This window comes from Marichromatium gracile, assembly GCF_004343155.1.
Lineage (GTDB): Bacteria > Pseudomonadota > Gammaproteobacteria > Chromatiales > Chromatiaceae > Marichromatium > Marichromatium gracile.
The window spans coordinates 216,812-238,766 of record NZ_SMDC01000004.1; the positions used below are offsets into that span (position 1 = coordinate 216,812).

Below are 21,955 nucleotides of genomic sequence, written 5' to 3' on the forward strand. Positions count from 1 at the left end.
CGCCCCGCCTCGTCATCTCCCAGGCACAACCAAGGAGCCCCCATGTCCCTTCCCGAACAATCCGGCTGCGCCCTGCACGAGCCGTTCGCGCTTCAGGTGCTGGGTGAGGAGATGGCGCCCGAGTTCCCCGATCGTTGCATCGTGGTGATCGAGCCGACGCCGCAGTGTGTCGACGGGGCCTATGTGTTCGCCGAGGTCGAGGGGGTGCGGTGGTTCCGGCAGTATCGGCGCGACGCGGCGGGCGAGCGGTTGGTGGCGCTCAATCCCCGCTATCCCGAGATCCGGCTCGACGGGCTGGAGTGGGCGGTGCTGGGGGTGATCATCCAGCGCAACATCCGCCGTCAGGTCAAGCACTACGACGACAGCCTCGCCACCGATCTCACCGGCCAGTGATGTCCCCTTCTCTCCGCGCGGCGCTGTCGTTGCCGCTGGTGTTGGCGCTGCTGCTCGGCGGCTGTGGCGATGAGACGCCCTCCCAGGCGCGCGCGGCGCGGCCCGCGCCCAAGGCGCATCTGGTCGCGGCGCTGCAGGTGACGCCGAGCGCGGTGCCGATCACCCACGAGCGCCCGGGCTCGCTGCGTTATCGTCGGTTGGTGCGGGTGTTCAATCAGGAGGAGGGGCGGATCACCGCGCTCGATCTCTACGAGGGCGACCGGGTCGAGCGCGGTCAGTTGCTGGTGGCGCTCGACGATCGGCTGCTGGAGGCCGAGATCGCCGCGGCGCACGCCACCCTCGAACAGGCCGAACTCGACCTCAAGCGACTCGAGGACCTGCGCGCGCGCCGCGCCGTCTCCGAGTCGGAGGTGAGCCTCGCGCGCACCGCGCTGCGGGTGGCGCGCGCCGAGCTGGAGCTGCTGGAGACGCGCCGCTCCTTCACCCGGATCGAGGCGCCCTTCGCCGGGGTGATCACCGAGCGGCTGGTCGAGCCGGGCGATTTCGTCTCCAAGAACACCCAGTTGCTCGCGCTCGCCGACCCGGACTCGCTGGTCGCCGAGGTCGCCGCCTCCGAGCTGCTGCTGCCGCATCTGGCCGTCGGCGACGCGGCGAGCCTGCGCATCGACGCGCTCGGCGCGCAACGCTTCCCGGCGCGGGTGCTGCGCATCCATCCCAGTCTGGAGCGGCGCACCCGCCAGGGCATCGTCGAGCTGGCGCTCGATCCCATCCCCGCCGGGGCGCGCGCCGGGCAGTTCGTGCGCGCGCGGCTCGAGAGCGCGCCGGTCGCGCGGCTGCTGATCCCCTTCAACGCGCTGCGGCGCGATCGCCAGGGCGAGTTCGTCTGGCTGATCGATGCGCAAGGTCGCGCGGCGCGGCGCGCGGTGCGCAGCGGTCTGCAGGTGGAGGACCGGGTGGAGATCCGCGACGGGCTCGCCCCCGGCGAGCGGGTGATCACCCGGGGTTTCCTCGGGCTGCGCGCGGGCAAGGCGGTGGATGTCGTGTCAGACTGAGTGATCCCATCGCCACTGACGACAGCCATGCCTATTGCACCGATGCACATCGAACGTCTCTATCAGGCCGTCGAGCTGGTCAGCGCCAGCCGGTTGCGCGCCAACGCCCCCGCGCTCACCCGGCTGCACAGCTACCCGGCGCTACTCGGCGCCGCCCAGGCGCCGGCGAGCGACACCACCGAGGCCTTCCTGCGCTGCGCCGCCCTCGCCCACGCCTGGAGCACGCAGGCGCTGCGCCTCGACACCGCCGAGCTGGGCGCGGCGATCGCCGCCTTCGACGCCGCGCGCGCGCCCGAGGCGGTGGTCGGCAGCGGTCTGATCGACCCGGTGGCGGCCTGTCTCGGCTCGCTGGAGAACGCCGCGACCCTGCTCCATCTGGCCAACCCCGCGCGCTTCTCGCTGTGGGACCGCGAGCTGGAGGCGGTGCACCTCGGCGAGCCGCCCTCGGAGTATCACATGGGGCAGGCGCGCAGCTATCTGCGCTTCCTCGCCACGGCGCAGGAGGTGATCGCCCACCCGCTGTTCCTCACCTTCCACCATGCCTTCTGCACCGCGCACCAGGCGCGGTTGCAGCGCCTCGGTATCCCGCCCTACCCGCTCAGCGAGCTGCGGGTGGTGGAGTCGGCCGCCGCCGAGCTGGCCCGCGCCGGGCGCTGAGGGGCGGCGGTGGTCGCGGCGCTGTCGAGCTGGTCGGTGCGCCACCCCATCGGGGTGGTGGCGCTGACGCTCGCGGTGATGGTGCTCGGCGCACTCTCGCTGAGCCGGCTTAACATCGACCTGTTGCCGCAGATCGTCTACCCCGACGTGCGCGTGCGGGTGCTCGACCCCGGCGTGCCGGCGGAAGTGATGGAGGACGAGTTCACCCGGCAGCTCGAGGAGCAACTGGCGATCACCGAGGGGGCGATCGCCATCCAGTCGCAGACCAGCGAGGGGCGCAGCGCGGTCGATCTCTCCTTCCGCTACGGCACCGATATCGATCAGGCGTTGCAGGACGCCAGCGCCCGGCTCGATCGCGCCAAGCGCTTCATCCCCGACACCGACGACCCGCCGATCATCTACAAGCGCGACCCCTTCCAGTTGCCGGTGGCCGAGTACGTGGTCGGCTCCGACAGCCGCGACCCGGTGGCGCTGCGCGCCTGGGTCGACTACCGTCTCGCCCCGGCGCTGCTCAACCTGCCGGGGGTGGCCGCCGCCGAGGTCGGCGGCGGGCTCGAACGCGAGGTGCAGGTGATCGCCGATCAGTACCGCCTCGCCGCGCTCGGGCTGGATGCGCGCGACCTGGAGGCGCGGCTGCGCGAGACCAACCAGGACGTCGCCGGGGGACGGCTGCGGATGCCCGAGGGCGAGATCAGCGCCCGCGCCCAGGGGCGTTTCGAGTCGGTCGCCGAGATCGCCGCGCTGCCGCTGCGCCTTACCGAGGCCGAGCGCCCGACGGCGCTGCTGCGCCTCGACGAGGTGGCGCGGGTGATCGACGGCGCGGCCGAGGAGCGGCTGCGCATCCGGCTCGACGACCGCCCCGGGGTCAAGCTCTCGATCCAGAAACAGCCGCTGGCCAACACCGTCGCCGTGGTCGATGCCGTCGACCGGGAACTCGAACGTCTCGCCGCGCAGCGGCGCATCCCCGAGGACATCGCCATCGAGCGCGTCGACGATCAGGCGCGCTACATCCGCCAGTCCCTGGCCAACGCCATCGGCGCGGCGGGCAGCGGCGCGCTGCTGGCGATGGCGGTGGTCTATCTGTTCCTCGGCAGCCTGCGCCGCACCCTGATCATCGGCTCGGCGATCCCGATCGCGGTGCTGGTGACCTTCATCCTGATGGCCGCCAACGGGCTGACCTTCAACATCATGACCCTCGGGGGGCTGGCGCTCGGCATCGGCATGCTGGTCGACAGCACCATCGTGATGCTGGAGAACATCCAGCGCCACCAGCGCGCCGGGCGCGCCCCGGAGGCGGCGGCCGACGCCGCCGCGCGCGAGGTGACCAGCGCGATCGTCGCCTCGACCTCGACCAACCTCGCCGCGGTGCTGCCCTTCCTGTTCATCGGCGGGCTGGTGGGGCTGCTGTTCGAGGAGCTGATCTTCACCATCTCGGCGGCGATCCTCGCCGCCATGGTGGTCGCGCTGACGCTGGTACCGGCGCTCGCCGGGCGCGTCCCGGCGGCCGCCGAGGGGCGCGTGCGCGCGGCCATCGACGACGCCGTCGCGGCCCTGCAGCAGGGCTACGCGCGACTGCTCGGGCGGCTGCTCGGCTGGCGCTGGGCGGTGCTCGGGGTGTTCGTCGTCGCGCTCGCCGCGAGCCTGCCGTGGCTGCTCGCCGCGCCGCAGAGCTTCCTGCCCGAACTCGACGAGGGCGATGTGCGCATCAGCCTCACCGCCGACGACTGGGTCGACATCGAGCACATGGACGCGCTCACCCGCGCCGTCGAGTCGGTGGTGGCCGAGCAGCCGGGGGTGCGCGCCATCTTCACCACCGTCGGCGGCTTCGTCTTCGGCCGCTCGAGCTTCGAGAGCCCCAACCGCGCGAGCCTCCAGGTGCTGCTCGACCCGCTCGCCGAGCGCGCGCTCGACACCCCCGCCTGGATCGCCGCCACCCGCGCGGCGATCGCCGAACGCGCGCTGCCGGGGCTGCGCGTGAGCCTCTATACCCGCGGTATCCGCGGCATCCGCTTCAACCGCGGTGACGACGACCTCAGCCTGCGCATCCAGGGGCCGGACCTGGCCGAGCTGGGGCGGCTCGCCGACCGGGTGGTCGAGCGGTTGGGCAGCGTCGAGGGGCTGAGCAACCTGCAACACAGCTACGAGGAGGTCGACCAGGAGATCGCCATCCGCCTCGACCCCGAGCGCGCGGCGAGCTTCGGGCTCGATGTCGAATCGGTCGGCACCCTGCTGCGCTATGCGCTCGAGGGGCGGCTGGTGGGCGAGTATCTCGACGGCGACCGCGCCATCGACCTGCGGCTGCGCCTCGATCGCGAGCAGCTCGACACCCCCGGCGATCTGGAGTCGATGATCCTGTTCAGCGCCACCGAACCGCGCCGCGCGCTGCGCCTGGGCGATCTCGCCGAGGTCGCCTTCCTGCCTCAGCCCTCGACCATCCTGCGCGAGCGCCAGCAGCGCATGGTCGAGATCAGCGCCTCGGTCGACCCCGCGCTCGGACTGGAGCGGGCGATCGGCGCGGCGCTGGCCGCCGCCGCCACGATCGAGCTGCCGCCGGGCTACAGCCTCTACGAGGGCGGCACCCTGGAGACCCTGCAACAGGGCCGCGAGATGGGCCGCATCCTGCTCGCCCTGGCGCTGCTGCTGGTGCTGGTGGCGATGGCGGTGCAGTACGAGTCGGTGCGCAACCCGCTGATCATCCTCTTCTCGGTGCCCTTCGCGCTGATCGGGGTGGTGCTGGGGCTGTGGCTCACCGGGCTGGGGGTGTCGATGCCGGTGTGGCTGGGGCTGATCATGCTCGCCGGCATCGTCGTCAACAACGCCATCGTGCTGGTCGAGTTCATCGAGCTGGAGCGGCGCGCCGGACACGCGCTGGAGACGGCGATCCTCACCGCCGCGCGGCTGCGCCTGCGCCCGATCCTGATGACCACGCTGACCACGGTGGTCGGCATGCTGCCGCTGGCGCTCGCCCTCGGCGAGGGCGCGGAGATGCTCCAGCCGCTGGCGGTGACCATCGTCGCCGGGCTGGCCTTCTCCACCCTGGTCTCGCTGCTGCTGGTGCCGGTGGTCTATCGGCTCGCCGCGCGCGGGTGAACACACCGGGCTTGTCGCCGTGCGTCTCGCAAGGGATGATGTCGTTCAAGGGATTGAGCCTGGACGGGCGGGTCTCCGCCAGGAGTGTGGCTCAGGGTCGCGGAACCGATCCACGCGGACATATCCGGTTCCGGAGTCAAACCACACCATGCACCAGACCGATCCCAGCCAACGCAGGTTCGACACCGACCACGCGATCGAGATCGCCCCGCGGGTCTGGTGGGTGGGACACGTGCTCACCGACGACCCCTTCCAGTGCCACGTCTATCTCATCGAGCAGGGCGACCAGTCGGTACTGCTCGACCCCGGCTCGCGGCTGACCTTCGCCGCCACGCTGCGCAAGATCGAGGAGATCATCCCCTTCTCGGCGATCCGCTACTTCGTCTGTCATCACCAGGACCCCGACATCACCGCCTGTCTGCCGGTGATCGACGAACTCGTCGACCGCCCCGACGCCGTGCTGGTGACCCACTGGCGTTGTAGCGCGCTGTTGCGCCACTACGGCCTGGAGCGGCTGCCCTTCTGGCTGGTCGACGAGCACGACTGGCGGCTCCAGCTGCCCGAGCGCGAGCTGCGCTTCGTGTTCACCCCCTATGCCCATTTCCCCGGCGCCTTCTGCACCTTCGACGCCGAGACCGGGGTGTTGTTCTCCAGCGATCTGTTCGGCGGCTTCACCGAGACACCGGCGCTGATGGCCGAGGACATCGGTTACTTCGAGGCGATGCGCCCCTTCCACGAGCACTACATCCCCAGCCGCGACATCCTCGTCCACGCCCTCGACCAGATCGCCCGTCACCCGGTCAGGCTGATCGCCCCGCAGCACGGCTCGATCATCCCCGCGCCGCTGGTCGGGCCGATCATCGAGCAACTGCGCGAACTCGACTGCGGGATCTATCTCTTCGCCGGCGGGGTCGACACCGACATCCGTCGGCTCTCGCGGCTCAACCGGACGCTCGGCGAGATCACCCGCACCATGCTCTACTGCCGCGACTTCCACGACATCGCCGCGCGGCTGCTGGAGGTGGTGCGCCGCAGCCTGCCGGTGGCGCGGATCGATTACTATCTCGAACTCGCCGACGGCGAGGCGCTCGGTCTGGTCGCCGACGGGCAGGAGCAGCAGCGCGCCGAGCAGGTCCCGGCGTGGCTGCGCGCGCTGCTCGGCATCAGCCGCACGCGCTGGCTCGGCGACAGCGCCGGGCGCTGTCTGCACGGTCACCCCCTCCACGACGAACGCTTTTGCTGTCACACCGGTGACGAGGGCGCGATGAGCCTGCTGCTGCCGCTGTTCGCCCGCGAGAGCGAGCGGCTGGAGGCGATCGCCCATATCCATCTGGAACACCCGATCGAGATCGGCGCGCACGAGCGCCAGCTCATCGCCCAGCTGACGGTGCCGCTGCAGGTGGTACTCGAGCGCGAGGCGATCTACCGCTCGATCGAGGCCGAGCGCACCCGCACCTACCAGCGCTCGATCCGCGACTCGCTCACCGGGCTGTTCAACCGTTTCTACATGCAGGACATCATCGAGCGTCAGTGCCACGCCCAGGACCGCGGCGGTCCCCAGGTCGTCGCGCTGATGCTCGACCTCGATCACTTCAAGCGGATCAACGACCACCACGGTCATCCCGTCGGCGACGCGCTGCTGCGTCAGGTCGCGACCCTGCTCCACGGCTCCATCCGCGACGGCGACGTGCCGGTGCGCTTCGGCGGCGAGGAGTTCATCCTGTTCCTGATGGACGCCTCGGCCGAGCAGGGACGGACCCTCGCCGAACGGCTGCGCGCACGCATCGCCGCCCACCTGTTCGTCCTCGACGACGGGCTCGAACTCCGTCTGACGGTGAGCATCGGCGGCGCCCTGCGCCGCGCCGGCGAGCCGCTCGACGCCCTGGTCGAGCGCGCCGACAAGGCGCTCTACAGCGCCAAGCAGGCCGGACGCGACCGCGCGGTGTTCGCCGGCTAACGCCGGCGCGGCTCAGCGCGGCGGCAACGGCGGCGGTGGGGGTGGCGGCGGGGGCGGCGCCATGCCGAGCGGCTCGCGCACATAGGCCGGAAAGTCGGGGTTGACCCATTCGGCCGGCGCCACCTTCTCCGGCGGCAGCGGCAGACGCGAGCTGTAGTCGAGCACCGCGGCCTGCTCGCGCGGACCGAACTGGGCGAGCAGCTTGGTCATCTCCGCATCCGAGTTACGCCGCCGACCGGTGGCGATCGCCTCGAACTGACGCATCAGATAGGGGAAGTGCTGACCGGCGAGCTGGGGCGCGAGACGCTCGACATCGCCCTCGCCCTCGGCGCCGTGACACTCGGCGCACTGCGCCTCGTAGAGCTCGCGCCCGAGATCGAGATCGACCCCCGGGCCCCGGGCGTTGTCGGCGGTCATCGGCAGGGTCGCGACATAGGCGGCGACATCGGCGATGTTCTGCGGCCCGCCGAGGATACGCGGCAGCGCGAAGGGATACATCAGCGGGTTGTCGCGATTGCCCGCGCGGATGTCGGCGAGCTGCTTGATGACCACCTCGGGGAGCTGACCGGCGATCTGCGGATAGGCCCCATCGGGACTGCCCCAGCCCTCGGGGCGGTGGCACACGGCACAGGTCAGATAGACCCGACGACCGTTCTCGATATCGGGCGTGAGCTGGCTGGCCCGGTCGAACTCGGCCTGCGCGAGCGACTTCGGATCCGGCTGCGCCGACGCCAGCGGGGCGACGAGCAGCGCGAGCGCGCACAGGACCGGGCGCGCGAACACTGGCTGGGACATGGCATCTCCTTGCGAGTCATCGACAACGATCGCAGCAACCTAGGGCGCGGAGCCCGTCCCGAGCTTATGGGAGCAGGCTCCGGCTTGGCAAGCCGGGGAGTACACGGACCGCGCGCAGCGCATGCTCCACCGGGTCAAGTCATCAATATATTGTGGTTGACACCCGAGAAAACGCACATATATTGACACGCCATCCCGCACACCCCACCACGGCCACACCCCCAGATCGGCCGTGGACAGACACCTCACAAGGAGATCTCCATGTCCGCCGACAACACCGCAAGCCCGGATCAGCAGACGCGCGCGCCAGCCGGTCCCCAGGGCGGTCCGACCCCGGGCCGGTTGCAGGTGATCCGGCGCAACGGCAAGGTCACCGGCTTCGACCCGAGCAAGATCGCGGTGGCCATGACCAAGGCCTTCCTCGCCGTCGAGGGCGGTAGCGCCGCCGGCTCGACCCGCGTCCACGAACGCGTCGAGGCGCTCACCGAGCAGGTCGTCGCCGCCCTCACCCGCCGTCTGCCCGGCGGCGGCACGGTGCACATCGAGGACATCCAGGATCAGGTCGAGCTGGCGCTGATGCGCGCCGGCGAGCACCCGGTGGCGCGCGCCTACGTGCTCTATCGCGAGCAGCACGCCCGCGCCCGCGACCAGCGCCGCGAGCCCGTCCCGGCGACGAGCGACACCCGCCCGGCGCTCACCATCACCGGCGACGACGGCAGCCCCCGCCCGCTCGATCTGGCGCGGATGACCCGACTGGTCGACGAGGCCTGTCGCGGGCTCGACTGGGTCGACCCCCAGGCGATCGTCGACGAGACCCTGCGCAACCTCTTCGACGGCGTGGCCGAGCGCGACGTGCGCCAGGCGTTGGTGATGGCCGCGCGCACCCAGATCGAGCGCGAGCCCGAGTACAACCAGGTCGCCGCCCGGCTGCTGCTCGACATCCTCCGCCGCGAGGCGCTGGGCGCGCTGGGGCTGGCCGAGGGGGTCGAGACCCAGGCCGACCTCGGCGAGCGCTACGGCGCCTATCTCGCGGCCTATGTGGCACGCGCCATCGACCTCGAACTGCTCGACCCCGAGCTTGCCCGCTTCGACCTCGACCGGCTGGGCGCGGCGCTGCGCCCCGAGCGCGACCTGCAGTTCGGCTATCTCGGGTTGCAGACGCTCTACGACCGCTATTTCATCCGCACCCGCGACGCGGTGCGCCTGGAGCTGCCGCAGGCATTCTTCATGCGCGTGGCGATGGGGCTGGCGATCAACGAGTCCGATCGCGAGACGCGCGCCATCGAGTTCTACGAGCTGCTGTCGAGCTTCGACTTCATGAGCTCGACCCCGACGCTGTTCAACTCCGCCACCCTGCGCCCGCAGCTGAGTTCGTGCTACCTGACCACGGTGGCCGACGACCTCGACGGCATCTACAGCGCGATCAAGGACAACGCCCTGCTCTCCAAGTTCGCCGGCGGCCTGGGCAACGACTGGAGCCGGGTGCGCGGCATGGGCGCGCACATCAAGGGCACCAACGGCAAGAGCCAGGGCGTGGTGCCCTTCCTCAAGGTCGCCAACGACACCGCCGTGGCGGTCAACCAGGGCGGCAAGCGCAAGGGCGCGGTGTGCGCCTATCTCGAGACCTGGCACATCGACATCGAGGAGTTCCTCGACCTGCGCAAGAACACCGGCGACGACCGCCGCCGCACCCACGACATGAACACCGCCAACTGGGTGCCGGACCTGTTCATGAAGCGGGTGGCCGAGGACGGCCCCTGGACGCTGTTCTCGCCCGACGAGACCCCCGAGCTGCACGATCTCAGCGGCGCGGCGTTCGAGCACGCCTACTGCGACTACGAGGCGCGCGCCGCGCGCGGCGAGCTGCGGGTGAGCAAGACCCTCAGGGCGGTCGATCTGTGGCGCAAGATGCTCGGCATGCTGTTCGAGACCGGCCACCCCTGGATCGCCTTCAAGGACCCCTGCAACCTGCGCTACACCAACCAGCACGCCGGGGTGGTGCACAGCTCCAACCTGTGCACCGAGATCACCCTGCACACCAGCGACGAGGAGATCGCGGTGTGCAACCTCGGCTCGGTCAACCTCGCCGCCCACGTCACCGCCAAGGGGCTCGACCTCGAGCGGCTGCGCCGTACCGTGCGCACCGCCATGCGCATGCTCGACAACGTCATCGACTACAACTTCTACAACGTCCCCCAGGCGCGCGAGGCCAATCGGCGCCACCGCCCGGTGGGGCTCGGCATCATGGGCTTCCAGGACGCGCTCCATCGTCTCGGGCTGTCCTACGCCAGCCCCGAGGCGGTGCAGTTCGCCGATCGCAGCATGGAGGTGCTGAGCTACTACGCGATCGAGGCGAGCTGCGAGCTGGCCGCCGAGCGCGGGCGCTATCCGAGCTTCGAGGGCTCGCTGTGGAGCCGGGGCATCCTGCCGATCGACAGCATCGCCCTGCTCGCCGAGTCGCGCGGCGAGTATCTCCAGGTCGACACCACCACCACCCTCGACTGGAACGCGTTGCGCGCGCGGGTGCGCGAGGTCGGGATGCGCAACTCCAACTGTCTGGCGATCGCGCCGACGGCGACCATCAGCAACATCGTCGGGGTCAGTCAATCGATCGAGCCGACCTACCAGAACCTGTTCGTGAAATCGAACCTCTCGGGCGAGTTCACCGTGGTCAACCCCGACCTGATCGCCGAACTCAAGGCGCTCGGGCTGTGGGACGAGGTGATGGTCAACGACCTCAAGTACTACGACGGCTCGCTGCAACCGATCGAGCGCATCCCCGAGACGCTCAAGCAGCGCTATGCCACCGCCTTCGAGATCGACCCGCGCTGGCTGATCGAGGCCGCCGCGCGCCGCCAGAAGTGGCTCGATCAGGCACAGAGCCTCAACCTCTACATGGCCGAGCCGAGCGGCAAGAAGCTCGACAACCTCTACAAGCTCGCCTGGGTGCGGGGGCTGAAGACCACCTATTACCTGCGCTCGCAGGGCGCCACCCATGTCGAGAAATCGACCCTCGCCGACAACCAGCGCGCCAACCGCCTGAGCGCGGTCGGCGGCAGCTACGGCGCCGCCGAGCAGACGCCACGCGCCTGCGCCATCGACGATCCCGAGTGCGAGGCCTGCCAGTAGCAACCCGCGCGGACGGCGCGGCGGCGCCGTTCGCGCCTACGACTCAAGTCAACGCGAAGCGCTGTGGATTAAGAGACCACTGCTCGATCAATAACGGCCCAGGAGACCACCATGCCCTACGTCAACATCAAGATCACCCGCGAGGGGGCGAGCGCCGAGCAGAAGGCCGAGCTGATCAGCGGGGTCACGGAGCTGCTCGCCCGGGTGCTCGACAAGAACCCGCAGACCACGGTGGTGGTGATCGACGAGGTCGAGACCGACAACTGGGGGATCGGCGGCGAGACGGTGACACGCCGCCGCGCCGAGGGGCGCTGAGCACGGCGAGGCGGCGCTTGTCCGCCGCGCCCTCCGTCGCCATCATCAGGTGGTGATGGATACCCGACGACTGACCACGCACCGCCGACTCAACCAGCTACACACCGCCGCGCTGCTGGCGGTGCTCGCCACCCTGCTCTCGACCCTGGCCTGGATCCTCGGCGGTCCCGATCTGGCGCTGCTCGCCCTGGTGGTGGTGGCAGCGCTCTATCTGTTCACCCCGCTGGCCTCGCCCCGTCTGGCCCTTTCGCTCTATCGCGGCCAGCTGCTCGCGCCGCATCAGGCCCCGGCGCTCTATCGGGTGCTCGAGACCCTGGCCGCGCGCGCCGGGCTGCCTCGGGTGCCGCTGCTCTATTACATCCCCTCGCGGGTGGTCAACGCCTTCGCCACCGGCGGTCCCTGGTCCTCGGTGATCGCCGTCTCCGAGATGACCCTGCGTCGGCTCGACGAGCGCGAGCTGATCGCGGTGCTCGCCCACGAGGTCGGCCACATCGCCAACGACGACCTGCGGGTGATGGCCTTCGCCGATCTGGTCAGCCGACTCACCAATCTGTTGAGCCTGATCGGTCAGCTGCTGGTGTTGATCGCGCTGCCGCTGGCGCTGCTCGGCGGGGTCGAGGTGCCCTGGGCGGCGTTGCTGGTGCTGGTGTTCGCGCCGACGCTGAGCGCGCTGGCGCAGTTCGCGCTCTCGCGCAGCCGCGAGTTCGAGGCCGATCGGCGCGCCGTCGAGCTCACCGGCGACCCCGAGGGACTGGCGCGTGCGCTGGCGCGCATCGAGCGCCTGCAGGGCAGCGGCTGGGAGCGGCTGCTCGCGCCCCATTGGCGCCTGCCCGAACCTTCGCTGCTGCGGACCCACCCCTCGACCGAGGCACGCATCGAGCGACTGCGCGCACTCGCCGCGCCACCTCGCCCGAGGCTGCCGACCGGCCCCGGCGGGCTGCACCCACCCCTCTCCCCGGCGCCCGCACCGCGGCGCTCTCATCTCTGGGGGCTGTGGTCGTGAGTGATCGCTCACGTGCCCTCCCATGTCGGGCCGATATCCAGACGGCGATCAAGGAAAATAGCCACCACACGCTTGACGCCCCTCCGGGGGCCGTCAACCATCATAGGATCCAGCCTCGACACGCCCCGGCGTGCCACACTAAAGGCACACTCACCGGGCCAATTCGGCTCGCGACTCATCGCGCAAAAAGCCCCGGACCAAGTGATCGTCCTGACCCTGGTGTCATCACACGCAAACGGACGCTCGCGATTGAACATGAGCGTCTGATTCACGCGGCTTACCGTCAGTCGTGCCGGCTGAATTGGCGGTAGCGTTACCAACGAAAAGCGAACACATTCCCGATTCCAGGTGCGAGCAGTGTCTTGAACGAGCAGATCGCATATGCTAAAGCTGCGCAGGGAAGATAGCCGAAACGAAAGATCCCGTCACGAGCGTATATCCGCAGAGACGTAGACCCCGTATTGAAAACCGAAAGAAGGCGAATGCCGTTCACAGGGCCATTGAAACAGACCGCATTGACTGAATAGGTGCCTTTTCAAGAAAGAGTCAAAGGTAGCGGGGTAATCTTGTTGACCCGCTATGACTCTCTCGTATCCTTGAGGATTAACGATGGTTATCGATCACCATTCCGTGCCCACGGCACTGCGGGAGTTTCGGCATGAAATCAATCGACTGAGCCGCCTGATGACCCTTGCCTTTGCAGGCATTGCCCTGCTCGGCGCGCTGCTCTGGCGATTCTCCGACGACTGGATCTGGCCGCTCGGAGTGCTGATCGGTTTCACCGCCGCGTGGTACCTGCGATCACGCATCCCAAGGCACCTCGAAAATCTCGAAAAGATCCAACGTGAGCGTGAGCGTTTCTTCATGGGCATCTTGGATGCATGCGATCAACCCTGCTCAGTCACAGCGATCGGCGAACCGGGAGACAAGGAATGGCGATGGCTCTACGTGAACCATCCGGTTCGGGCTGCTTTTGGCAAGCCTCTTAGCGAGTTTCTCGATCGGCCTTGCCATGAGTGGGGCGCCAATATCTGCAAGACCGAAAATTGCGGTAGAGCGTGTCTGAGCAAAGGACAGCCGAACACAATATTCGCTCAAGACTTCGGAGGTGGTCTGAACCATTTCCGGGTCTATACCAAGACCGTTGAGGATTTATCTGGCCAACCGGCTTATGTCGTGGAATGGGTGGATCCTCAGGAGGAGCTGAAGTTCCAGATGTCGCGCGCCAGTGATCGCGTCCAAGAGCTATCGACGAGCACCGCTCATGCAATCCACGAAGTCTCGGGAAACATCAAGAGCGTCGCTACCGCCGCTGAAGAGCTCTCGTACTCGACCTTAGAGATTAGCCGCTCGGCCGAGACTACGGTAGCTACGGTGAACACCGTCGAAAAGATCGCGCAACAGGTCGGCGACGAAGCACAGGAAGCGGCCGACGCCATACGCGCCTTGGCAACAGTTGGCGAGCAGATCTCGATGATGAGCACGGTCATTCGAGAAATCGCCAACCAAACCAACCTTCTGGCGCTGAACGCGTCGATCGAGTCGGCTCGCGCCGGGGAGCACGGGCGCGGCTTCGCGGTCGTGGCGAACGAGGTCAAACAGCTGGCTCAAAAAACCCAGGAAGCCACGCAGCAGATTGCCGAAAAGACCGAAGAAACGCGCCTCCAAATCGCCGACAACGTCGGTCGGATCGTCAACTTGTCGGAGCGAGTGACCGAGGCGAGTCGCCAGATCGGTGAAGTCAGATCCTCAATGCAGTCGGTCGCGGCCAGCGTCACTGAGCAGAACGCAGTGGTGGAGGATATTGCCCGCAATGGGGCCGAGGCAGCACAGGCCACCGACGAAGCGGCTAACCTCGTGAAGAGTGCTCTCGAAGCGGCCGAGGCGTTACGTGACAAGGTGAAATAGGGGTGTGGGGACAAGCTCAAACAAGCGCGAGTTAGTTCTCAAGCCCCCTGAGATTGCATACCCGCTTATTGAATAGCTCAGGGTGTTTCTGCGCCCATTCCTTGAGCGCTTGAATCGGAGCGATGCGTCCGAGCGCTGAGGTTTCCCCGTTTTTTCGACTGGCGCGCATCGAGCGCCTGCAGGGACGCGGCTGGGAGCGGCTGCTCGCGCCCCATTGGCGCCTGCCCGAACCTTCGCTGCTGCGGACCCACCCCTCGACCGAGGCACGCATCGAGCGACTGCGCGCACTCGCCGCGCCACCTCGCCCGAGGCTGCCGACCGGCCCCGGCGGGCTGCACCCACCCCTCTCCCCGGCGCCCGCACCGCGGCGCTCTCATCTCTGGGGGCTGTGGTCGTGAGTGATCGCTCACGTGCCCTCCCATGTCGGGCCGATATCCAGACGGCGATCAAGGAAAATAGCCGCTGCGCTTGACGCCCTTCCGGGGGTCGTCAACCATCATAGGGTCCAGCCTCGACACGCCCCGGCGTGCCCGGGGCGAACCGGATCACCAGGAGTCGATCGATGTCGATAGAAGTCAGCGGATTTTTTGGATTACTGCTGCTGGTACTGAATGTGTGGGCCATCGTCAGCACGGTGCAGAGTCGTGCCGGCACCCTCTCCAAGGTGCTGTGGATCGTGCTGATCCTGCTGCTTCCCCTGCTCGGCTTCATCCTCTGGCTGCTGCTCGGCCCCAAGCGCTGAACCGGCACCACACGCCCAGCGTCCACCACCCAGAGGACTCGCGTCCACATGGCCTCGCAAGACACCAATCACTGGAAAGAGAAGTACTACGGGACGCTCGACACCCTGGAGGCGAAGGAAAAGGCCTGGGCGCAGATCGAGAAGACGCTGCGTTACGCCGTCTCGCGCCTGAGCCTCGCGGTGGAGACCCCGGACAGGACGTTCGAGGAACAGCTCGAGTCCTTGCGTCAGGCGATCCGCAAGAACGCCACGGCCAAGCAGATCGGCCTGCTGATGGAGGACATCTCCGAGTCGATGCTGCGTCTCGACGAGCAGCGCGCCCAGCCCGACGACCTCGATCGCGCCATCGCCCGGCTCGACGACCTGCTCGAGCAGCAGCGTCTCCCCGGCGCGCTGAAGAAGGAGACCAAGACGCTGCGCAAGCGGCTGCGCGATGCGCGACGCGAGCCAGGACTCGGCGCCGCGCTCGCCGCCTACTCCGACTATGCCCGCACCCTCACCGACTGGCTCGCCAGCTCCGAACAAGGCAGCGAGGGGCTGTTCGGACGGCTGTTCGGCGGACATCGCGAGAGCGGCGCCGAGGAGACACCGACGGAGCTGGTCGACCTCGACACCCAGCCTGCCGAGATCGAGGCCCCGCTGCCGCCGCGCGATGACCTCGCCACCACGCTCGATCCGTCGCTACCGGCCTTCAACCTGGTGCTGCTCGACCTGATCCACCGTCTCGACCTCCCCGAGACCTTCGCCAAGCAGTTCAGCGCCATCACCACGCTGCTGCGCGACGAGCCGAGTGCCGAGACCGCCGAGCGCGCGGTCACCGAGATCGCCGACCTGCTGGCACGCGCGCGTCATCATCTCGAGCAGGAGAAGAAGGACATCGAGCACTTCCTCTCCCAGCTCACCGGACGGCTCGAGGCGCTCGACCGCTATCTCGAGGCCTCGTTCGGGCAGCGCGAGGAGAGCGCTCGACAGGGCGCCTCGATCGATGCCGACATGTCCGCCGAGGTCGCCCGCATCCGCCGCTCGGTCGACGCCGCCCAGGACGTCGATCAGCTCAAGCTCTCGATCCAGGGGCACCTGAGCAACATCCAGCAACATATGGATGCCCGACGCAGCCTGGAGCAGGAGCAGCTCAACCAGGCGCGCGCCGAGATCGATCATCTCAAACAGGAGCTGGGCAAGGTCCAGGAGGAGAGCGGCGAGCTGCGTCAGTTGCTGCACGAGGCACGCCAGCGCGCGCTGTTCGACAGCCTCACCGGGCTGAGCAACCGGCTGGCCTATGACGAGCGCATCGCCCAGGAGTGCGAGCGCTGGGCGCGCTACGGCCACCCGGCGGTGCTGAGCATCTGGGACGTCGACTTCTTCAAGCGGATCAACGACCGCTTCGGTCACACCGCCGGCGACAACGTGCTCAAGATCCTCGGCAAGCTGTTGCGCACCTCGATCCGCAAGAGCGACTTCGTCGCCCGTTTCGGCGGCGAGGAGTTCATGATGCTGCTGCCCGAGACCGAGATCGAGACCGCACTCGAGGTCGCCGAGAAGCTGCGCGAGCAGGTCGCCGCCTCACGCTTCCAGTACCGCGGTCAGCCGGTCCCGGTGACCATGTCCTGCGGGCTGGCCGCCTTCGTCGAGGACGACACCCCGGAAGACGTCTACCGCCGTGCCGATGCCGCGCTCTACGAGGCCAAGCGTTCCGGGCGCAACTGCTGCCGGGTTCACGGCGGCTGAGCGCAACCTCAGCCCTTGTCCTTGCCCTTGGCCTCGTCCTCCGGGGTCTCGAACAGATCGCTGAGTTCCTCGAGCTTCTCCTGCCAGATCTCCTCGTCGTCCCCCGCCTGCTGCTGGTCCTCGTCGGTCTCCTCGCCGATCTCGAACTCATCGGCCAGCTCGAAGCTCGGCGCCTCCATCTCCTCGGCCTCCATCTCCATCTCCATCTCCTCAGACTCGGGCGCATCGGCGTCGGGCTGGGGCTGGACTGAAGGCTCGGGCGCAGCGGCATCGAAATCGGCGCCGGCCTCGGCGAGCAGCGCGTCGATGTCGTCGATCACATCGGCGTCCTCGCCGCCCCCCGTCGTCTCGGTCGGGCTGGCGGCAGCCGCGGCTGCCTCCTGCTGCTGGGCGCTGAAGGCGGCGTTGTACTCGTCCATGAGCTGGTTGAGGGTCTTCTTGGTGTCGCCGAGTTCGGCCTCGAGCTGCGCCTTGGCGTCCTCGAGATCGGAGAGCTGCTCGACATCGACCATGTTGGTCGGGGTCATGTGCACCAGTGGCGCGAGCACCTTGGTCAGCTCCTTGGGCAGGTCCTGGAGCTTCTCGCCGCTGCGTTCGAGATAGATGTCGAGCATCGCGTTGTAGAAGGCGCGCTCGCGCTCCAGATACTCGTCGACGGTCGACTGCAGCTCATCGCCTTCGAGCTGGTAGGTCGCGGCGAAGACCCCGGCAAGCGCCTCGCGGCGTGCCTCCTCGCCGGTATCGACCTGCTCGAGCACGGCGCTGGCGTCGGCCTGGGCCTGTCTGTCGCCCTTGCGCTGGCGCCTGAGCATGAAGAAGAGCACGCCCCAGGCCACCAGGGCGAACTCGACGCTGAGGATGAGGCCGCCGATCTCGATCGCGCTCATGTCGTCTCCCCCGTGCCCATCACGCCTCCGCAGCGGCCTGCTTCGCCGCGGCCCGCTTGAACAACCACCAGGTCAGCCCGAGCGCGGCGGCGAGCAGCAGGTTGCCGCCGAGCACATAGAGCGCGAACACCAGCCAGGAGAACGCGCCCGGCGGCGGCGCCGGCGGCTCCTCGACGGGCGCGGTGAAGGCGAACTCCAGGGTCTCGTCGGGGGGTTCGAGCAGGATCGAGCTGCCGTTGACGGTACGCGCGGCCAGCCGCGCACCGACCCGATAGCTGCCGGGCTGTGTGACCGGCAGCTCGTAGAGCATCGGCAGGGACGTCGGCGCGGCGATCTCGAGCAGCGACTGCGCGCCCCCGGGCCCCTCCAGCCGCACATAGCCGAACAGGCTCTCGGGGGCGACCTGATCGCGCTCGAGATTGAGCACCACCCGCAGCAGCGCAGGCGGCCTGGGCGCGGCGTCCTCCGCCGCCGCGTCACCGTTCTCGCTCGGCGAGGCGGGGTCGAGCACCCGCGCCTGATAGTCGAGGGTCAGCGGCGTCGGGGTGACGCGCAGACGACGCTGCAACTGACGCTTGAAGGTCTCGCCGTCGATCAGCAGGCTGAGGTCGTAGACCCCGGCGGCGAAGGCGTTGGCCTTGATCTCGGCGGTGAAACGGTTGCGTGCCGGGTCGAGCGCGAGCGGCTGGTCGATGCGCCGGGTCGGATCATCGGCCAGGGTGAGGATCGCCTTGGCCGAGAGCAGCTTGAGGAAGTCGGTGCGGGCGACCGGGGCGCCGTGATCGGTGATCCAGGCCTCGAGCCTCAGGGTGTCGCCCGAGTGCAGCGCCGCCGGCACCGGGGCGGCGTCGATACCGAGATCGGTGACCACCGCGACGCGGTTGTCGGGGTCGAGCCCGCCGTCGAGCGTCCAGCGCCCGGGCGCCGGGCGCTCGATGGTGACCAGGTCGTAGCCGGGCTCGCCGCGCCACTGCACCATGGGACCGTGGGCGGTGGCCGAGAGGGTCTGGCCGTCGGGACTGACCAGCCGGGTCTCGCCGCCGGGGGCGCGGAACACCAGCAGGGTGAACTCGGAGACCTGGGCGTCGATCTCGAAGTGATTGCCCTCGATCGGCACCGTGGTCGGCGCCGCCGACTGTTCGAGCATGTGGAGGAAGACCCGTTGCAGCTGCTCGGCGCTGGAGGCCGACTCCAGCCAGCCGCCGGTACGCTCGGTGAGCGCCTCGAGCAGCTCGGTGTCGACGTTGTCGGAGAGCGCCACCGCGTGCACCTTCACCCCCAACTCGCGCAACCGGTCGAGCTGCTCGGAGAGGATGCGCCGACGCGAGGCGACATCGCGGGTATCGTCCTTGGCGACGTCGACCAGCCCGTCGGTGAGCAGGATGACGTGGCGCGCGCCCTCGCCGGGCGGACCATCCCAGTCGGCGGTGGCGGCCTTCAGCGCCGCCTCGATATCGGTGAACAGCCCGCGCGAGTGCACCTGGCGGAGGTTCGCGGTGGTGCGCCGGCGCCAGTCGTCGTCGACCACCCCGGGCGCGGCCAGCACCTCGGTGCCCTCGGCGAAGGTCCAGACCCCGGCGCGCGCGCCGGCCGGGAGCAGCGAATTGACCAGCCGCAGCGCCGGTACCCGCAGGTTCTTGGGGTCGTTCTGGCGCATGCTGCCGGAGACGTCGATCAGCAGTCGCACGTCCTCGGGCGCGGCGAACGGCGTGGCGGGCAGGAGCAGCAGGCAGAGCAGCAGCGGCCAGGATCGCACGGAGAGACGACTCACGGCAGCCACAGCTCGAAGCAACCACCGGGGAGATGATGGGCGTTGCTCAGGCCGATCCGCCCGAACGCTTCCGGGGTATGGTGCAGCCGCGCCACCTGATGGGCGAAGTAGAGCCCGAGCCGGGTGCGGCTGGTGCCCGGCGCGGTCTCGGACTCCGAGGACCAGTCGGGCTGCCCGTCATCGGGCAGCAGATCGATCACCGCGGCGGGGAAGCCGGCGCCGTCGTCCTCGACGCGAATCACCAGCATGCCCTGCTCCTCGGCGGCGCTGAGCCGGATACGGGCGTGGGCATAGCGCTGGGCGTTGCCGATGCTGCTGGTCAGCACCCCGCGCACCAGTTCCCAGTCGAAGTAGCCGGTCAACTCGGGGTCGCAGTCGTAGTCGAGATCGAGACCGAGCGCGGTGCACACCGCCTGGCACTCGGCGACCACTTCCTCGCAGAACTCCTCGAGGTTGTGCGCGGCGATGCGCACCGCGAGCTGGGCGTTGCCGAGCTTGTAGAGGGTGAGCAGCTGTACCAGGTTGTTGTTGGCGCGCTGCACCTCGTGCTTGATCAGGCTCGCCTTGCGCGGGTCGGCGAGCTGGTTGGCCGGATCGTCGACCAGATCGTCGAGGCTGTTGAAGATCAGCCCGAGCGAGTTCTTGATGTCGTGGATCGAGGAGGCAAGGATGTCTGAGAAATCCATGTGTTCAGAGCCGTCCGGTTCTAGGCCAGGGCGCACAGGCCCGCTCAGGTCTCGGTCGCCAGTCGCTGCAGGCGCGTCTGCACGTCGTTGAGCCGCCAGTCGCCCGGGGCGACGTGCTGGACGCGCTCGATGTAACGGCGTACCAGCTGGATCTCCTCGGGCGAGGTGCCGTTGCGCTCCATCTTGATGATACAGGCCTTGGCGGCGTTGAGGTTGATCGTCTTGTTGGCCGGCATCTCGTCGGCGGCCTGGCGCAGCAGCTCGATGGCCGCGCCGAACTCGCCCTGCTTGATCAGCCGCACCCCCTGGTTGTTGGTGCGTACCACGTCCTGCTGGATGGCGCGGATGGCCGCGTCGGCCTCCTCGGCGATGCCGCTCTCCTCGCACACGTGCATCACCTCGGCGAGGAAGGCGTGATCGTCGTGGTTGTTGGCGATCGCGGTGCGCAGATAACCCGTGGCCTTCTCCGGCTCGCCCAGCTCCGAGCAGGTCTTGACCATCTCCAGCGCGAGCTGTGGCGAGGCCAGCTCGCCGAGCGCGTTCATCGCCTCGCCGGCGGCGGCGAAGGCCTCGGCGGCGCCCTGGGCATCGCCCTTGCGCCGCTTGACCACCGCGGTGGTACTGGCCTTGTAGAAGGCCGCCTCGGGGTCGTCGCCGAAGGTCTTGTCGATCTCGCCGATCACCTTCAGTGCCTCGACGTGCTTGTCGTTGGCGCTCTTGGCCTTGGCCAGTCCGGCATAGATCGAGGGGTGATTGTGTACCGAGTGCTTGGCGAAGGCCACCGCGCGATCGAAGGCGCTCTCGGCGACCTCGCGATCGTCGTTGCTCAGCGCCAGCTCGCCGAGACGCTGCTGGCGCTCGACGCTGCGCGGCGAGAGCTTGGCGCCCTTCTGCAGGGTCTTCTCCGCGGCGGGAAAGGCCTTCTGCGCGAACTGGGCGCGCGCAAGCCAGTCGTAGCCGGGGATGAAGTTGGGGTCGAGCTCGAGCAGACGCTCGAACACCTCCTGGGCGGCGACATACTGCTTCTGCTGGAACAGCACCCGCCCCTTGCCGAGATGCGCCCAGTTGAGGTCGCGCCCCTCGAGCACCTCGTCGTAGATCGCCATGGCGTCATCGTAGCGATTGGCGGTGATGCAGGTATCGGCCTTGAGCCGCAACAGCTCGGCGAGATTGCGCGGCTTGCCGGCGATCAGGGTGTCGAGCGCGGCGATCGCCCCGCCATAGTCCTTGGCCACCAGCGCGCGGTTGACCTCGGCGAGGTCGGACTTGCGCTCGAACAGCTTGGCCAGCCGGGTCTTGATCAGCTCCTTGGTGAAGGGCTTGGCGAGATAGTTGTCGGGGGCGAACTCCACCGCGCCCATCACCATCTCGCGGGTGTTCTCGGCGGTGACCATGATGAAGATGGTATCGACCCCGATCAGCGCGCGATGGCGCGCCTCCTCCAGCACCTGCTGGCCGTCCTTGCCGCTACCGAGGTTGTAATCGCACAGCACCACATCGTAGTGACGGCGCTCCATCAACCCGATCGCCTCGTTACCATCGCGGGCCTGGTCGATGCGGGTGACGCCGAGCGAGTGCAGGATGCTGCGCATCACCGAGCGCATGTCGGAGAAGTCGTCGATGACCAGATAGGTTTTCTTGGAGAAATCGGCCGGTGGCGCCATCTGACTTGCTCCCCGCGGTGCTGGGCTGGATAGGGATGCCGATCGGGTCGACACCTTCCTGCACATGGATGCGCCCTCGACCTCGGGCAAGGGTCGACCCGATCGCGCCCGGACCGAAGCGCCGGGGCACCGAACGCCGGGCGGTGATATCGGAACCGGATCACAAAAGGGATGCTAA

General features: G+C 68.5%; 17 protein-coding genes and 1 pseudogene. 12 read left to right on the forward strand and 6 right to left on the reverse strand.

Annotation, left to right across the window (positions count from 1 at the left end; all coding sequences use genetic code 11):
• The first annotated feature begins 42 nt into the window (after nt 1–42).
• The 5 genes from EDC29_RS08540 (at nt 43) to EDC29_RS08560 (ending at nt 7,149) form a co-directional block, all read left to right on the forward strand.
• Nucleotides 43–393, forward strand: a complete 351-nt coding sequence (locus EDC29_RS08540; RefSeq protein WP_123141348.1) for a S24 family peptidase — start codon at nt 43–45, stop codon at nt 391–393.
• Nucleotides 393–1,445 carry an efflux RND transporter periplasmic adaptor subunit gene (locus EDC29_RS08545; RefSeq protein WP_123143078.1) on the forward strand — a complete coding sequence of 351 codons (1,053 nt, stop codon included), beginning with the start codon at nt 393–395 and terminating at the stop codon, nt 1,443–1,445. The genes EDC29_RS08540 and EDC29_RS08545 overlap by 1 nt, the downstream gene beginning before the upstream one ends.
• A gap of 27 nt (nt 1,446–1,472) precedes the next feature.
• A complete protein-coding gene (locus EDC29_RS08550; RefSeq protein ID WP_234526269.1) occupies nt 1,473–2,102 on the forward strand; it encodes a hypothetical protein in 630 nt (209 codons plus the stop codon).
• Nucleotides 2,103–2,138: 36 nt separating this feature from the next.
• Entirely contained in the window at nt 2,139–5,192 is a 3,054-nt protein-coding gene (locus EDC29_RS08555; protein ID WP_243695640.1) for an efflux RND transporter permease subunit, read from the forward strand.
• A gap of 148 nt (nt 5,193–5,340) precedes the next feature.
• The gene (locus EDC29_RS08560) at nt 5,341–7,149 is read left to right on the forward strand and encodes an oxygen-binding di-iron domain-containing protein (protein WP_132229427.1); all 1,809 of its coding nucleotides are present in this window, start codon (nt 5,341–5,343) and stop codon (nt 7,147–7,149) included.
• A gap of 12 nt (nt 7,150–7,161) precedes the next feature.
• Here EDC29_RS08560 and EDC29_RS08565 read toward each other — a convergent pair whose 3' ends face one another.
• A complete protein-coding gene (locus tag EDC29_RS08565; protein WP_123143082.1) occupies nt 7,162–7,944 on the reverse strand; it encodes a c-type cytochrome in 783 nt (260 codons plus the stop codon).
• Nucleotides 7,945–8,205: 261 nt separating this feature from the next.
• On the opposite strand from EDC29_RS08565, the gene EDC29_RS08570 reads away from it, so the two are divergent.
• From EDC29_RS08570 to EDC29_RS08585, 4 genes are all read left to right on the forward strand, one after another.
• On the forward strand, nt 8,206–11,073 hold the full coding sequence (locus EDC29_RS08570) for a ribonucleoside-diphosphate reductase subunit alpha (RefSeq protein ID WP_132229429.1): 2,868 nt from the start codon (nt 8,206–8,208) through the stop codon (nt 11,071–11,073).
• A 111-nt stretch (nt 11,074–11,184) separates the two neighbouring features.
• Nucleotides 11,185–11,388: a tautomerase family protein gene (locus tag EDC29_RS08575; protein WP_132229431.1), complete on the forward strand. Its 204-nt coding sequence runs from the start codon at nt 11,185–11,187 to the stop codon at nt 11,386–11,388.
• 55 nt (nt 11,389–11,443) lie between these two features.
• Nucleotides 11,444–12,391, forward strand: a complete 948-nt coding sequence (locus EDC29_RS08580; RefSeq protein ID WP_132229433.1) for a zinc metalloprotease HtpX — start codon at nt 11,444–11,446, stop codon at nt 12,389–12,391.
• Nucleotides 12,392–13,000: 609 nt separating this feature from the next.
• A complete protein-coding gene (locus EDC29_RS08585; RefSeq protein WP_123143086.1) occupies nt 13,001–14,299 on the forward strand; it encodes a methyl-accepting chemotaxis protein in 1,299 nt (432 codons plus the stop codon).
• Between the two features lie 31 nt (nt 14,300–14,330).
• On the opposite strand, the pseudogene EDC29_RS17490 reads toward EDC29_RS08585, so the two are convergent.
• A pseudogene (locus EDC29_RS17490) lies at nt 14,331–14,435 on the reverse strand (IS481 family transposase); the annotation flags it as partial.
• On the opposite strand from EDC29_RS17490, the gene EDC29_RS17495 reads away from it, so the two are divergent.
• The 3 genes from EDC29_RS17495 (at nt 14,422) to EDC29_RS08605 (ending at nt 16,769) form a co-directional block, all read left to right on the forward strand.
• Nucleotides 14,422–14,697, forward strand: a complete 276-nt coding sequence (locus EDC29_RS17495) for a hypothetical protein (protein ID WP_242466041.1) — start codon at nt 14,422–14,424, stop codon at nt 14,695–14,697. The pseudogene EDC29_RS17490 and the gene EDC29_RS17495 overlap by 14 nt on opposite strands.
• Before the next feature lie 164 nt (nt 14,698–14,861).
• Nucleotides 14,862–15,041, forward strand: a complete 180-nt coding sequence (locus EDC29_RS08600; RefSeq protein WP_062271220.1) for a PLDc N-terminal domain-containing protein — start codon at nt 14,862–14,864, stop codon at nt 15,039–15,041.
• Nucleotides 15,042–15,089: 48 nt separating this feature from the next.
• The gene (locus tag EDC29_RS08605) at nt 15,090–16,769 is read left to right on the forward strand and encodes a GGDEF domain-containing protein (RefSeq protein ID WP_132229435.1); all 1,680 of its coding nucleotides are present in this window, start codon (nt 15,090–15,092) and stop codon (nt 16,767–16,769) included.
• 8 nt (nt 16,770–16,777) lie between these two features.
• On the opposite strand, the gene EDC29_RS08610 is transcribed toward EDC29_RS08605, so the two are convergent.
• The 4 genes from EDC29_RS08610 to EDC29_RS08625 are packed head-to-tail and all read right to left on the reverse strand — an operon-like array spanning nt 16,778 to nt 21,777.
• Entirely contained in the window at nt 16,778–17,656 is an 879-nt protein-coding gene (locus EDC29_RS08610; protein ID WP_123143088.1) for a hypothetical protein, read from the reverse strand.
• A 19-nt stretch (nt 17,657–17,675) separates the two neighbouring features.
• On the reverse strand, nt 17,676–19,427 hold the full coding sequence (locus tag EDC29_RS08615; RefSeq protein WP_243695641.1) for a vWA domain-containing protein: 1,752 nt from the start codon (nt 19,425–19,427) through the stop codon (nt 17,676–17,678).
• Nucleotides 19,424–20,113, reverse strand: coding sequence for a sensor histidine kinase (locus EDC29_RS08620; protein WP_123143090.1), 690 nt, complete (start codon nt 20,111–20,113; stop codon nt 19,424–19,426). Before EDC29_RS08620 ends, EDC29_RS08615 begins: the two co-directional genes overlap by 4 nt.
• A 44-nt stretch (nt 20,114–20,157) precedes the next feature.
• Nucleotides 20,158–21,777, reverse strand: a complete 1,620-nt coding sequence (locus tag EDC29_RS08625; protein WP_123143091.1) for a tetratricopeptide repeat-containing response regulator — start codon at nt 21,775–21,777, stop codon at nt 20,158–20,160.
• Nucleotides 21,778–21,955: the final 178 nt, after the last annotated feature.